This is a genomic window from Leucobacter chromiireducens, assembly GCF_051993095.1.
Lineage (GTDB): Bacteria > Actinomycetota > Actinomycetes > Actinomycetales > Microbacteriaceae > Leucobacter > Leucobacter chromiireducens.
On record NZ_CP197024.1, the window covers coordinates 1,201,220 to 1,214,483 of the forward strand.

At 67.2% G+C, this 13,264-nt stretch carries 11 protein-coding genes; 8 read left to right on the plus strand and 3 right to left on the minus strand.

What is annotated here, in order from left to right:
• Positions 1-102: 102 nt before the first annotated feature.
• Positions 103-1,488, minus strand: a complete 1,386-nt coding sequence (locus ACR81A_RS05415; protein WP_440312935.1) for an aminotransferase class III-fold pyridoxal phosphate-dependent enzyme — start codon at positions 1,486-1,488, stop codon at positions 103-105.
• 56 nt (positions 1,489-1,544) lie between these two features.
• Between ACR81A_RS05415 and ACR81A_RS05420 the strand changes: the two genes are divergently transcribed.
• From ACR81A_RS05420 to ACR81A_RS05450, 7 genes are all read left to right on the plus strand, one after another.
• Positions 1,545-2,036: an OsmC family protein gene (locus ACR81A_RS05420; RefSeq protein ID WP_440312936.1), complete on the plus strand. Its 492-nt coding sequence runs from the start codon at positions 1,545-1,547 to the stop codon at positions 2,034-2,036.
• A gap of 41 nt (positions 2,037-2,077) precedes the next feature.
• Positions 2,078-3,688 carry a methionine--tRNA ligase gene (metG, locus tag ACR81A_RS05425; protein ID WP_440312937.1) on the plus strand — a complete coding sequence of 537 codons (1,611 nt, stop codon included), beginning with the start codon at positions 2,078-2,080 and terminating at the stop codon, positions 3,686-3,688.
• Positions 3,685-4,590 (plus strand): TatD family hydrolase, encoded by a 906-nt coding sequence (locus ACR81A_RS05430; protein WP_440312938.1) that lies wholly within the window; start codon positions 3,685-3,687, stop codon positions 4,588-4,590. The genes metG and ACR81A_RS05430 overlap by 4 nt, the downstream gene beginning before the upstream one ends.
• Positions 4,587-5,462 (plus strand): 16S rRNA (adenine(1518)-N(6)/adenine(1519)-N(6))-dimethyltransferase RsmA, encoded by an 876-nt coding sequence (rsmA, locus tag ACR81A_RS05435; protein ID WP_202381963.1) that lies wholly within the window; start codon positions 4,587-4,589, stop codon positions 5,460-5,462. The genes ACR81A_RS05430 and rsmA overlap by 4 nt, the downstream gene beginning before the upstream one ends.
• Positions 5,463-5,720: 258 nt before the next feature.
• A complete protein-coding gene (locus tag ACR81A_RS05440) occupies positions 5,721-6,659 on the plus strand; it encodes a 4-(cytidine 5'-diphospho)-2-C-methyl-D-erythritol kinase (protein WP_202381964.1) in 939 nt (312 codons plus the stop codon).
• Between the two features lie 43 nt (positions 6,660-6,702).
• Positions 6,703-7,398, plus strand: coding sequence for a DsbA family protein (locus ACR81A_RS05445; protein ID WP_202381966.1), 696 nt, complete (start codon positions 6,703-6,705; stop codon positions 7,396-7,398).
• A 39-nt stretch (positions 7,399-7,437) separates the two neighbouring features.
• On the plus strand, positions 7,438-7,620 hold the full coding sequence (locus ACR81A_RS05450) for a hypothetical protein (RefSeq protein WP_202381968.1): 183 nt from the start codon (positions 7,438-7,440) through the stop codon (positions 7,618-7,620).
• A gap of 17 nt (positions 7,621-7,637) precedes the next feature.
• Here the strand turns inward: ACR81A_RS05450 and ACR81A_RS05455 are convergent, their stop codons facing one another.
• On the minus strand, positions 7,638-9,428 hold the full coding sequence (locus tag ACR81A_RS05455) for an alkaline phosphatase family protein (RefSeq protein ID WP_440312939.1): 1,791 nt from the start codon (positions 9,426-9,428) through the stop codon (positions 7,638-7,640).
• A gap of 8 nt (positions 9,429-9,436) precedes the next feature.
• A complete protein-coding gene (locus ACR81A_RS05460; protein ID WP_440312940.1) occupies positions 9,437-11,242 on the minus strand; it encodes a lipase family protein in 1,806 nt (601 codons plus the stop codon).
• Positions 11,243-11,373: 131 nt separating this feature from the next.
• Between ACR81A_RS05460 and ACR81A_RS05465 the strand changes: the two genes are divergently transcribed.
• On the plus strand, positions 11,374-13,227 hold the full coding sequence (locus ACR81A_RS05465) for an ABC-F family ATP-binding cassette domain-containing protein (protein ID WP_440312941.1): 1,854 nt from the start codon (positions 11,374-11,376) through the stop codon (positions 13,225-13,227).
• Positions 13,228-13,264 lie beyond the last annotated feature (37 nt).

Sequence of the window (13,264 nt, forward strand, 5' to 3'; positions counted from 1 at the left end):
TCTTCCACCGCCCGCGCTCACCTGCGGTCAGTGCCCCGGGGAAACGGCTGAGCGCCCGGACTCCGAGGGGAATCCGGGCGCTCGGTTCGTGTTCGTGTGCGGCTACGCGCCGGCGGCGGTGAACGCGGCGTCGAGCACGCTCACCACGTCTTCCAGCAGCTCGTCCGTCATCTTGAGCGACGGGAGGAAGCGGATTGCCTGGTTGTGCACGCCCGAGCTGAGCAACAGCACGCCCTGCTGCGCGGCGAAGTCGATGACCTGTGCCACGAGCTCGGGGTTCGGCGTGAGAGTGCCGGGCTGGACGACCTCGATCGCGAGCATCGCGCCCTTGCCGCGCACCTCAGCGATCGCGGGGTGCGCAGCTTTCAGGCGCTCGAGCCCCGCACCGAAGACGCGCTCAATGCGCTTGGCCTCGGCGAGGAGATCCTGCGACTCGATCTGCTCGAACACCGCAACCGCCGCGGCGCACGAGACCGGGTTGCCGCCGAAGGTGCCGCCGAGCCCACCGGGCTGCGACTTGTCCATGATCTCGGCGCGGCCGGTGATGCCAGCGAGCGGGAGGCCGCCGGCGATGCCCTTTGCGGAAAGCACGATGTCGGGCTGCACGCCGAACTGCTCGATCGAGAAGACCGTGCCGGTGCGGGCCATGCCGGCCTGCACCTCGTCGGCGATGAAGACGATGCCGTTCTCGCGGCACCACTCGGCGAGCGCGGGGAGGAAGCCCTCCGCGGGGACAATGAAGCCGCCCTCGCCCTGGATCGGCTCAACCACGAGGCAGGCGAGGTCCTCAGCACCGGCGGACTTCTCGAGGTAGGCGATGGTGCGCGCGGCAGCCTCTGCGCCGGTCAGGCCATCCTGCAGCGGGTACGAGTTCGGCGCCTTGTAGATATCGCCGGCGCGGGGGCCGTAGCCCAGCGCGTACGGTGCGCCCTTGTGGTTCATGCTCGAGGTGAGCATGGTGCGGCCGTGGTACGCGTGCTCGAGCACGGCGACGCCGGGGCGCCCGGTGAACTTCCGCGCAATCTTGACGCCGTTCTCCACCGCCTCGGCTCCCGAGTTCATGAGCAGGGTCTTATATGGCGCGGCCTCCGTCGAGCCGGGTACGTTCTTGGCAAGGTGCTCGGCGACCTCGACGTACGGCTCGTAGGGCGTCATCGTGAACAGCGTGTGCGTGACCTTCTGTAGCTGAGCGGTTGCCGCCGCAACCACCGCGTCGTCGGTGTGGCCGATCGTGGTGACGCCGATGCCGCCGCACACATCGATGATGTGGTTGCCGTCGACATCGACCAGGATCGAGTCGTGCGCGCGCTCGATGTAGACCGGGAGCACACTGTGCACCCCGGGCGGCACAACGGCCTGTCGACGAGCGTGGATTGCCTGGGACCTCGGCCCCGGAATCGCTGTGACGACGCGGCGCGCTTGGGGGACGGTGGTCTCCGGCTGCGACGCCTCAGAACTGACAGGTGCTTCGATGGTGCCTTCGGTCATGCACTCGATACTACTCCCGGGGGCGAGAACATGGGGGAGCGCGCTACGCTGACCCCATGAAGGATGTGCACGAGTACCAAGTCGGTGTCGAGTGGGTGGGAAATCGCGGATCCGGCACGAGCGGGTATCGCGACTACGGCCGCGAGCTGCTCATTCACGCCGCAGGGAAGGCCGCGCTCGAGGGCTCGGCGGATCCGACCTTCCGCGGCAACGCTGAGCGGTGGAATCCCGAGGAGCTGCTGGTCGCGGCCCTCGCGCAGTGCCATATGCTCTCCTACCTCCACATGGCGGTGCGTGCCGGTGTGGTGGTCACCGCGTACGAGGACGCGGCGTCCGGCACGATGCGTCAGGACGGGATCGGCGGTGCCTTCGAGGAGGTTGTGCTGCGTCCGCGCGTCACCGTGACCGACGCCGAGATGGTCGAGCCCGCCCGCGCGGCACACGCGGAGGCTCGGGCGGCCTGCTTTATTGCGAACTCGGTGAACTTCCCCGTGCGCCACGAGCCAGAGATTGTAGTCGCTGGCGCCGCTGCGAGCACCGCGCTGTAACACGGGGCACAAGTGCCCGCCGAGCGAATAGACTGGTGGGTATGCCCAAGACCCCGTCGTTCTCCGTCTCCACCCCGATCTTCTACGTCAACGATGCGCCGCACATCGGACACGCGTACACCGAGGTGGCCGCCGACGTGCTCGCGCGCTGGCACCGCCAGGCGGGTGACGACACGTTCTTCCTCACCGGCACGGACGAGCACGGTCAGAAAATTCTGCGCACCGCGACCGCGAACGGTGTCGCACCGAAGGAGTGGGCTGATCGCCTCGTCGAGACCGCGTGGAAGCCGCTGCTCGACACGATCAACATCTCGAACGATGACTTCATCCGCACCACCGACGCGCGGCACGAGGCGGGCGTCGCCACCTTCCTCCAGAAGCTCTACGACGATGGGCACGTGTACGCGGGCGAGTTCGAAGCGCTCTACTGCGTAGGCTGCGAAGAGTTCAAGCCGAAGAGCGAGATTGTCGACGGCGAGGGCGCCTTCGAAGGGCAGAAGGTGTGCGCCATCCACTCGAAGCCGCTCGAGCTGCTCCAGGAGAAGAACTACTTCTTTAAGATGAGCGCGTTCCAGGACCGGCTCCTCGCGCTCTACGAAGAGCGCCCCGATTTTGTGCAGCCGGCGAGCGCGCGCAATGAGGTCATTGCGTTTGTGCAGCAGGGGCTCGAGGATCTCTCGATTTCTCGCACCTCGTTCGACTGGGGCATTCCGATTCCCTGGGACTCCTCGCACGTGACCTACGTGTGGTTTGACGCGCTGCTGAACTACATCACGGCGCGCGGGTACGGCACGAACCCCGAAAACCCAACCGCGGATCTGCAGCACTGGCCCGCCGTGCAGATCGTGGGTAAGGACATCCTCCGGTTCCACGCAGTGATCTGGCCCGCCATGCTCATGGCGGCAGGGCTCGAGGTGCCCTCGAACGTGTTTGCGCACGGCTGGCTGCTCGTGGGCGGCGAGAAGATGTCGAAGTCGAAGCTCACCGGCATCGCGCCGAATGAGATCACCGACACTTTCGGGGCCGACGCGTTCCGCTACTACTTCATGCGTGCGGTGTCGTTCGGTCACGACGGTTCGTTCAGCTGGGAGGACCTCGCTGCGCGCTACCAGGCCGAGCTCGCCAACGGGTTCGGCAACCTCGCGAGCCGCGTGCTTGCAATGAACGCGAAGTACTTCGAGGCGCGTGTGCCCGAGGCTGGCGCGGAGACTCCCGCCGATGCCGCGATCCGTGAGCTTGCTGCGAGCGTGGCGCGCCGCGCAGACGAGAAGATCGAGGCGTTCGCGATCCACGAGGCCATCGCTGCCATCTGGGAGCTGGTTGACGCGCTGAACGGATACATCACGGAGCAGGAGCCCTGGGCGCTCGCGAAGGATCCGGCTCAGCGCGATCGCCTGAGCACCGTGCTCTACACGACGAGCGAGGGGCTCCGCGTGCTCGCTGAGCTTCTCGCGCCGGTCGTTCCCGAAGCCACTGCGAAGCTGTGGACCGCGCTCGGTGCAGAGGAAGCGCTCGGCGCCCTCGCTGCGCAGCCAATCCGCGAGGCTGGCGCGTGGGGTCGCCTGCCCGCCGGGACGCAGCAGCACCCGCTCGCGGTCCTGTTCCCGCGCATCGAGACCGAGACTCCTGCCACGGGTGGTGCCGCGAAGTGAGCGCTGAAACTCCTGCACCCGGCCTGCGCAAGCGGGTCGGGGCTCCGGGGCGCGATCTGACACGCCCGGAAGCGCCCGAGCCGCTTCCGGTTCCGCTCTACGACAACCACACACACCTCGAGTTCGAGGATGGGATCGACCAGCTCGAGCCGCTCGACTCGCTCGACCAGGCCGCCGCGGTGGGCGTGCGCGGTGTCGTGCAGGTGGGAACTGACCTCGAAACGAGTCGCTGGAGCGCGCAGCTCGCAGCGAGTGACCCGCGCGTGCTCGCCGCGGTCGCGCTGCACCCCAACGAAGCGCCGAAGCTCTTCGCGCGTGGGGAGCTGAGCGCACACCTCTCGGAGATCTCGCGGCTCGCGGCGGAACCACGTGTTCGCGCGGTCGGGGAGACCGGACTCGACTTCTTCCGCACGGGCGAGGACGGGCGCGAGGCCCAGATCGAGGCGTTTGAGACCCACATTGAGATCGCGAAGGCGAACGGGATCGCGATGCAGATCCACGATCGAGACGCGCACGATGAGGTCGTTGCGACGCTCACTCGCGTCGGCGCACCAGAGCGCACCGTGTTCCACTGCTTCTCGGGCGATGCGCGCCTCGCCCGTATCTGCAACGAGCATGGGTGGTACATGTCGTTCGCGGGCACCACCACGTTTAAGAACGCCCCCGCTCTGCGAGAGGCGCTTGCGGTCGCCCGGCCCGAGCTCATCCTCGCGGAGACTGATGCCCCGTTCCTCACCCCCGAGCCGCACCGGGGCCGCCCGAACGCGCCGTATCTCTTGCCGGTGACCGTGCGACGTATGGCGGAGACCCTGGAGATGCCGCTCGCCGAGCTCTGCACGCAGATTGCGGCGAACACCGAGCGCGTGTACGGTTCCTGGGATCCTGCGGAGGACGCCGCGTGAGCGCGGCCGAAACCCCCGCGCTCCTCGGCCCCGCCGAGGTGCGCGAGCTCGCCGAGCGGCTGGGCGTCTCGCCCACGAAGAAGCTCGGGCAGAACTTTGTGATCGACCCGAACACCGTGCGCAAGATCGTGCGCCTCGCCGGGGTTGAGGCGGGCGACCGTGTCATCGAGGTGGGCCCCGGGCTGGGCTCGCTCACGCTCGGTGTTACGGAGGCCGGCGCTGATGTGACCGCGGTGGAGATCGACCATCGCCTGGCGGCTGAGCTCCCCGCGACAATTCGCACGATGCAGCCCGAAGCTGCCGAACGCTTCCGTGTGGTGCGCAGCGACGCACTCGAGGTGACCGCGGAGATGCTCGCCGAGCTTCCCGCTGCCCCCGAGCTCCTGGTCGCGAACTTGCCGTACAACGTGTCGGTGCCGATCCTGATGCACTTCCTTGAGCTCATCCCCGAGTTGCGCGGTGGGCTCGTGATGGTGCAGGCGGAGGTGGGCTACCGGATCGCCGCGCAACCGGGCAGCAAGGAGTACGGTGCGCCGAGCGCGAAGGCCGCCTGGTACGGTCCGTGGCGGATCGCCGGAACGGTGAGTCGGCGCATCTTTTGGCCGGTTCCCGGAGTCGACTCGGTTCTCGTGGGATACGAGCGCCGCGCAGAGCCCCGCGGCACGATCGAGGAGCGGGATCGCACCTTTGCGCTCGTGAACGCGGCGTTCGCGCAGCGGCGCAAGATGCTGCGTCAGTCGCTTCAGGCGGTGCTGGGACCGTTCGAGGGCGCGGTCGCCACGATTGAGGCGGCGGGCATCGATCCGACGCTGCGCGCGGAGCAGCTCAGCATCGACGACTACCTCGCGATCGCCCGCGCGCAGGCCCGCTAGCCCGAGCTCACCCGCACGCCCCGCCCGTGGGAGAAATCCGCGTTCTCGGTCGAATCCGTTCGAATACGTCCGAGAGTTCAGATTTCTCCTGCGCAGTGGGGCGCGGGGAGGTGGGTGTCTGCGGGGGCGCCGTCACCATGCGGTGACAGGAAACCCCTCACTCTTGCGTGCAGGGTTCGCGCGCGTGGCGAGACCACCGAAAGTCGCCGTGTGACCGGGTGGGAAAGCACCGGTGTCCGGGTGCGCTAGTTTGTACATATGAGCCCGATTTCGAAGCGCACGGTCACCGTGCGGGCACCGGGGAAGATCAATGTCTACTTCCGTGTGGGTGCGTTGCAGGAGGACGGCTACCACGACGTTGCCTCGCTCTACCAGGCGGTGTCTCTCTTCGAGGAGGTCACCGCGACCGCCGCTGACGATTTCACCGTGCGCTTCACCGGTCCAATAGACTCGAGCGAGCTCGCAACCGACCATTCGAACCTCGCGATCATTGCCGCGCGCCGGCTCGCCGAGCACACCGGCTACACGGGCGGGGTCGCGCTCACCATTCTGAAGCGGGTGCCCATCGCGGGCGGCATGGGCGGCGGCTCCGCTGACGCCGCCGCGACCCTTGTTGCGTGCGATGAGCTGTGGGGTACCGGCCTCGGACGCGCGGGCCTGCTGCCACTTGCCGCTGAGCTCGGCGCAGATGTGCCGTTCGCGCTCGAGGGCGGCACTGCCGTCGGTACAGGCCGCGGTGACGAGCTCAGCCCCGCGCTTGCGAAGGGCAACTTCCACTGGGTGTTGGCGCTGTCCGATCTCGGGCTCAGCACTCCGACGGTGTACGGCACGCTCGACCAGCACCGCGACACGTACGCGGTCGACCTCGGGCCGCAGCCCGACCTCGTGAAGGTCGACACTGCGGTGCTACAGGCGGTGCGCATTGGGGACGCGGATTCGCTTGCCGACTCCATGCACAACGATCTGCAGGTCGCCGCGCTGAAGCTCGCCCCTGAACTCGCCGAGCTCCTCGAATTGGGCGAATCACGGGGTGCGCTCGCGGGCATTGTTTCCGGTTCGGGCCCCACCGTTGCGTTCCTCGTCGACGATGCGCAGTCGGCAGCCGAACTGCGCAGCCTGCTCGTGAAGCGCGGCATCCGTGCCCTCACGGTCACGGGTCCGGTGCCGGGCGCACGCCTCCTCGACTCGCAGCTCTAGGAATCCCGGGAATACTGCGCTCGCGGACGTGGTTGCACCGGACGTGAGTGAAACGATCCGCGTAGATATTTGGTCCGACATCGCCTGCCCGTGGTGCTACATCGGCAAGCACCGCTTCGAGGCCGGCGTTGCCGCGTTTACGGCGGAGCACCCCGGCGTTGAGATTGAGGTGGAGAGCCACAGCTTCGAGCTGGCTCCGGATACCCCGCTCGACTTCCAGGGCAGCGAGATCGACTTCCTGGTGAAGCACAAGGGCATGCCCGTTGCACAGGTGGAGCAGATGCTCGGTCAGATGACCGAGATGGCAGCTGCCGAAGGCATCACCTTTGACTTCTCCCGCGTGAAGCACGCGAACACCCGTCGCGCGCACCGCGTCCTGCACCTCGCAAAAGCGGAGGGCGTACAGCCGGCAATGCAGGAGCGCTTGTTCCGCGCATACTTCGCGGAGGGGGCGGACATGTCGGACCCCGAGACCCTCGCCGCGCTCGGTCAGGAGATCGGTTTGGACCCCGCCGCGGTGCGTACGGCACTCGATGACGAGGCGCTCGGCGCCCAAGTCGATGGCGACATCACCCGCGCCCAGATGCTCGGCATCAGCGGCGTGCCGTTCTTCCTGCTCGACCAGAAGTACGGCGTTTCCGGCGCGCAGCCCGCTGACGCGTTCGCGAACGTGCTTGCACAGGTGCTGGAGCTCGGCCGTGCGGGCGAGAAGAACGAAGCCGCACCCGCCGACGCCTAGACCGCGATCCCGTTTCCACACCCGCTGAGAGGACACATGATGACTGAGACCACGAAGACGACCCCCGCCGAAACCGCTGCAGAGACCGCTGCTCAGACGAACCCGGCCGCGGGACTCGAGAGCGCCGCGAGTTTCGCGGACGCGGAGACCCGCGAAATTCTGAACCTGCTGGGCGACAGCGAGGCCGGCGGTTCCTGCTGCGGCGGTTCCTGCTGCATCTAGCGCTCCGCAGCGTGCGACTACTTCGCCTGGACTCCGAATAGTCCAGAGCCATACTTGGTGAGCACTCGGTAGGCCTCGCCGAAGGTCTCAGGCGGGCTTTCCCGCTCCGTTGCCGTACCAAACTCATGCAGGAGGAGCCCGATCAATCCGCGCGCGGGCGGACTCAACGGGCGCTCGGAGTCGACCTCTGCAGGGTGCGCCTCAGGGTTTGGCGGAACGTATGCTGGAACGGGCTGCGGCCAATCTGCGACATGCCGGGGAACGGGGCGGTTGAACGCCCCTCGGAGCGTGCGTGCGCCATGATCGCGCTGAGTCAGCGCTTCGATTCCGAAGCGCTCTGAAAGCGTGGCCGCGAGCGAACCATGGTGCATCTCCTCGGTGAAGACACTCCCTCGCTCGGTGTGTGCGGAGACGATGATTGCGGGAACCCGGCAACCCAGCCTGTCAAAACCGAAACCCATCTCGCCAGCGCCGGACGCATCAGGAGGAGTCGCGCGGGGAGGCGGGACATGGTCGTACGTTCCACCATGCTCATCGAAAGTGATGAGCAGCGCTGTGTTGAGATAGTTGGATCCTTGAACCGCGGTCGAGTTTCGAATTGCGGCATACACCTCGTTGACCAGCGCTTCGCCTGCCCGGACGTCTGAGATCGCGCCAGAATAGACGCGTTCACCGTCCTCGCTGCCCTCGCGGAGCCTCCCGACCGGTGGATGGAAGTCGTTGTGGTTGAAGACCATGCGTGGTTCGACGAATGCGTACTCGGGGAGAGTCCCGTCTGCGACGTCGCGGTGGAACTGCGCCATGGTGGCGAACCGCTCGGTTCGCCAGTACTTCCGGAGAACAGGCGCGTGCAGCACACCCGTGAAGGAGACCAGCTGCAGCTCATCGAAGTAAATGCGCCAGCTGAGTCCAGCGTCCTCCAAACGGGTGAACACCGTCGGGGTTGGTGCGGCATCGAGCCACTTGCGATATCCGCCGTTCAGCATGTTCGTCACAAAACCATGCGAGGTCGAAGCATGGAAAAAACTCCGGTTGCAAAACGTCTGGCTTGGCACAGCACAGAACCAGTGATCATACACACCGAACTCGCGCGCGAGCGTGGAGAGTACGGGCAGCATTTCGGGCGAGAACGACCCCATGATCTGGTTGCGCTCGCTCGCCGTGGGTGGGCGGCCGGTTCTGGTGCTGAAGTCGTGCTCGTAGTCGAGCACGAAGCCGGACATGGTCGCGGGAGTGCCGGGCGGCGGTGCGTGGAAGGGCACGGTGAGGTCGGCAAGATCCTTGCCGCGATTGTGGTCGTCAATTCTGCCGAACAGCTGCGTATTGACGTGCGGATATTCTTCGCCGGGATCGGGATCAGGGCTGCCCATGATCTGATCAGTCGGGCCAGAGTAGACGTGCGCGGGCACGACGGAGCCGTCCTCCGCGGTGTTGCTGTGGTTCGCAAAGGCGAGCCCCTCGAAAGACTTTCCCGGCGCGGGTGAGTCCGGCGAGTAGAGATATCCGAGGAGGTTGTCGAATGAACGGTTTTCACCCATGACCACGACAAGATGGTCGAAACCTGGTTCTGATCGAGGTTTCGGCCGCGCAAACCGCTCGGGGATATACGGCGAGCCTGGGTCAGGAGAACTTGCCGCGGATGTGATGGCGGCTCCTGCCGCTCCGCCCGCTGCAATTCCCGCGGCAATGGCGCCGCCCGTGCGGAGAAAGCCCCGCCGGCTCGTGAGCCGTGATTTCTCCGTCGGCGTGGCCTCTGGTCTCTCGGGCTCAGTCGGCTGTGGTGACCGCGGCTGTGGGGTCTCGCTCATGCTGCTCCTTATGACGTCGAAGGTACCTCGGCGGATGATTCGTCTGTTGTCCACGCAGTGCAGGTGCCCCTGGTCGGGGTCCCCGCCCAGCGATCCAGCGTCCAGGTGACGAGCTCGGTCGTGAGGGGCGAATCCGCCGCCACCAGGGACAGATGATCGAGCCCCGCGTATTCGCGGTACTCGAGCTCGGCGTCTGCCGCGCAGCGGTCAGCGACCCACTCGCGCTGCTGCTCTGGCCGTACGAGCGGATCCGCGAGCCCCTGAGCGACGAGCACCGGCGCGGGGAACGGGCCGGTGGGCGTCTGCTCGCGGAGCAATCGACCGAAGTCTCCCGCAAGCACGCTATCCGGGAAGATTTGGTTCGGCACCTGCGTGCCGCGAAGAATCGCGGCCAAAACGTCCTGCCCGTTGAAGCAGAGATCCTGGATCTTCTCGACGCCACGCGAGGATCCCGGGGTCAGCTCGGCAGCGAGGTCAAGCTCCGGGAAAAGCTCATTCCAGGTTGCCGCGATGTAGGCGGACACGGTCTTGCCCGTCGCCTCGTTCTTGTTCACCTCGGCCAAGCCGTACAGGTTTGCGGCAGGCGCGAAGGCGGCGACGCCCGCGATCCCAATCTCTGGTGCGTACTCTGCCGCAAGCTGCCCGGTCCAGAGCGCACCCTGCCCGCCCTGCGAGTGCCCCCACACGACCGTGTTGCTGGTGAGCGTAAGCTCCGTGAACTGATGCGCCGCACGCGCCGCATCGAGCACGTTGCGCGCCTCGGCCTCGCCCACCAGGTATGGGTGCGTTCCTGCGGTGCCGAGCCCGATGTAGTCGGAGGTCACCGCCACCCAGCCGTGCTCGGTGACCATCTGCTCAAGGGCTGCGCCAGCGCCGTCCGAAAACGGAGTTGCGCTGAGCGACGGCGCGCACTTCGCCGCGACTCCGGTGGTGCCGTGTGCGATGGACAGGAGCGGGAGCGGATCGGAGCCGCGCTGCTTCGGCGCGATGATGGTTCCGCTCGAGAGCGCTGCCGTGCCGTCGGCGTTGGTGGTCGTGTAGAGCATGCGCCACGCCTCAGCGCCATGAGGCACGCCCTCGCTGAGGCGCTCGGTTCGCAGCAGCTGCCCGGGCTCTGTCGGCACGCTGTCGGGCGCCGCGTAGAACCGCCCCGGCTGGGGGAGCGGAACGCCGCCGAGGATCCACCCTGTGCCGAGCGCGAGGGCAACGGCGAGTACGAGCGCGAGCGCTGCCCCCGCAGTGCGCGACCAGCGTGCGAGCGCGCTGCGCGGCGCGCGTGGCCCCGGTGCGCGCTTCGTCAGCGCGAAAAACACGATCTGCAGCCCGAAGAACACAAGGAACGCGCCGGTGCCGAGGCGGAACACGGTGAGCGTCAGCACGGGCCACGAGAACGCGACGATGCCGAACACGACGCTGGTGAGCGCCCCAATGATGCTGGTCGCCCGGGAATCGCCGCCGTTGCGCACGACCTGCACAACCTGGAATATCCCGGAGCAGACGAGCGCCGCGCCGACCAGGAACGCCAGCCAGGGCGCGCCAGCGGTGGGCCAGAGCGCGAGGATCCCACCCACGACAACGAAGACGATGCCGAGTGCGCGGGCCGCCGCGCGGGTGACGCTGTCAAGTGTGGGGAAGAGGAGCGCCGCGGAGCCGATCAGGGCGAGACCGAGCCCTGTGACAATCGCGACCTGTTGCACGGAGAGCGGGGCGAGGATCAACACACCCCCGAGTGCGGCGGCGGCGAGGCCGATGAGCGCGCGTGCCGGGCCGGCGAGCGGCGCAAGGGCCTGGGTGATCCGAGTCCGAACGGGCACGTGCGTTCCTCTTTCTTCGGCGCCCGGGTCGCTCCGGGAGGGGCCTGCCGCGCAGGGCGACGCTCCTAGCGTAGTGGCGGGCGCGCAGGGTGCGGGGGATCCTCATCGAACTGAACTACGCTGGAGGGGTTATGGCACATCTTCTCGGGGCTGAAGCCCTCCACCTCGAAGTTCCGACCAAGACCGTGTTCGACTCGGTGACGCTCGGCGTCGCTGAGGGCGACCGGATCGGTATCGTCGGCCGCAATGGCGACGGCAAGTCGAGTCTCCTCATGATGCTCGCAGGACGCCGCGAGCCCGACAGCGGCAAGGTGACCGTCCGGGGCGGCACGACGATCGGGGTGCTCGATCAGGCGGATGTGTTTGATGCGGGTGAGACCGTGGGGCACGCGATTGTGGGCGACCGCGTGGAGTACGAGTGGGCGGGCGACCCGCGCACTCGCGAGGTCATTGCGGGGCTGGTGTCCGATCTCGACTGGGAGGCGCCCGTCGACTCGCTCTCGGGAGGCCAGCGCCGCCGTGTGGCGCTCGCGCGTCTGCTCTCCGGTGACTTCGACATTCTCTTCCTCGACGAGCCCACGAACCACCTCGATGTTGAGGGCATCGCGTGGCTCGCCGAGCACCTGAAGCGCCGGTGGCCGCGGGGTCAGGGCGCTCTGCTCGTCGTGACGCACGATCGCTGGTTCCTCGACGAGGTGTGCAACACCACGTGGGAGGTGCACGATCGCATCGTGGAGCCCTTCGAAGGCGGCTATGCGGCGTACATTCTGCAGCGGGTGGAGCGCGACCGCCAGGCGGCAACCATTGAGCAGAAGCGCCAGAACCTCGCACGCAAGGAGCTCGCATGGTTGCGGCGCGGTGCCCCCGCACGCACCTCGAAGCCGAAGTTCCGCATCGACGCCGCAAACGAGCTCATCGCTGACGTGCCGGAGATTCGGGATCGCGTGTCCCTGCAATCGATGGCGGTAGCTCGACTCGGCAAGGAGGTCGTCAATCTGCTCGACGCGGGGGTGAGCTACGGCGATCGCGTGATCCTCGAGGATGTCGAGTGGCGGCTCGCGCCCGGTGAGCGCACCGGCATTCTGGGCGTCAATGGCGCGGGCAAGTCGACCCTGCTCGGGCTTATCTCGGGCACCACCGAGCCCACGAGCGGCTCGGTGAAGCGCGGCACCACCGTGAAGGTCGCCACGCTCACGCAGCGCCTCGACGAGCTCGAGGAGCACTTGAACGAGCCGGTTCGCACGGTGATCGGGCGTCTCCGCTCGAGCTTCACGGTGGGCAGCGGCTCGAAGGCGCAGGAGCTCACGCCAGGCCAGCTACTCGAGCGCATGGGATTCTCGAGCGCGCAGCTCTCCACGCCCGTGAAGGATCTCTCCGGCGGCCAGAAGCGGCGCCTCCAGCTGCTCCTCATCCTGCTCAACCAGCCGAACGTGCTGATCCTCGATGAGCCCACAAACGACCTCGATACGGACATGCTTGCCGCGATGGAGGATCTGCTCGACTCGTGGCCCGGCACCCTCATCGTGGTGTCGCACGACCGGTACTTCCTCGAGCGGGTCACCGATCAGCAGTACGCCATTTTCGATCGCACGCTGCGTCACCTCCCTGGCGGGGTCGACCAGTACCTCGAGCTGCGTGCGGCCGAGGAAGCTGCGAAGCGCGATGCCGCGGTGAGCGGGGGGAGCGCGGCAGTGAGCGCTCCGGCCGCGAGGTCCGCGGCATCACCCAGCGCGGGATCGGCTCCGGCCGCCGCCCCGAAGCTCGGCGGTTCCGAGCTGCGCGCGGCGCAGAAGGAGCTGTCTGCGGTGGAGCGCAAGATGGAGAAGCTGCAACAGCAGATCGTGAAGGATCGGGATCGGCTCGCAACGCTCGACCAGAGTGACTACACGCTGCTGAACGCGGAGATGGCGAAGATCGCGGCGCTCGAGGCCGAGGTAGGCGAGCTCGAAGAGAAGTGGCTCGAGCTGTCCGAAGAGATCGGCTAACAGACTGCACCGCTGCGCAACTGTGCACAGCGGTGCA

Excerpts from the sequence above, each read along its gene's own strand:
- ACR81A_RS05415 (WP_440312935.1), bottom strand. The coding sequence starts at position 1,488 with ATGACCGAAGGCACCATCGAAGCACCTGTCAGTTCTGAGGCGTCGCAG.
- ACR81A_RS05420 (WP_440312936.1), top strand. The coding sequence starts at position 1,545 with ATGAAGGATGTGCACGAGTACCAAGTCGGTGTCGAGTGGGTGGGAAAT.
- metG (WP_440312937.1), top strand. The coding sequence starts at position 2,078 with ATGCCCAAGACCCCGTCGTTCTCCGTCTCCACCCCGATCTTCTACGTC.
- ACR81A_RS05440 (WP_202381964.1), top strand. The coding sequence starts at position 5,721 with ATGAGCCCGATTTCGAAGCGCACGGTCACCGTGCGGGCACCGGGGAAG.
- ACR81A_RS05450 (WP_202381968.1), top strand. The coding sequence starts at position 7,438 with ATGACTGAGACCACGAAGACGACCCCCGCCGAAACCGCTGCAGAGACC.
- ACR81A_RS05455 (WP_440312939.1), bottom strand. The coding sequence starts at position 9,428 with ATGAGCGAGACCCCACAGCCGCGGTCACCACAGCCGACTGAGCCCGAG.
- ACR81A_RS05465 (WP_440312941.1), top strand. The coding sequence starts at position 11,374 with ATGGCACATCTTCTCGGGGCTGAAGCCCTCCACCTCGAAGTTCCGACC.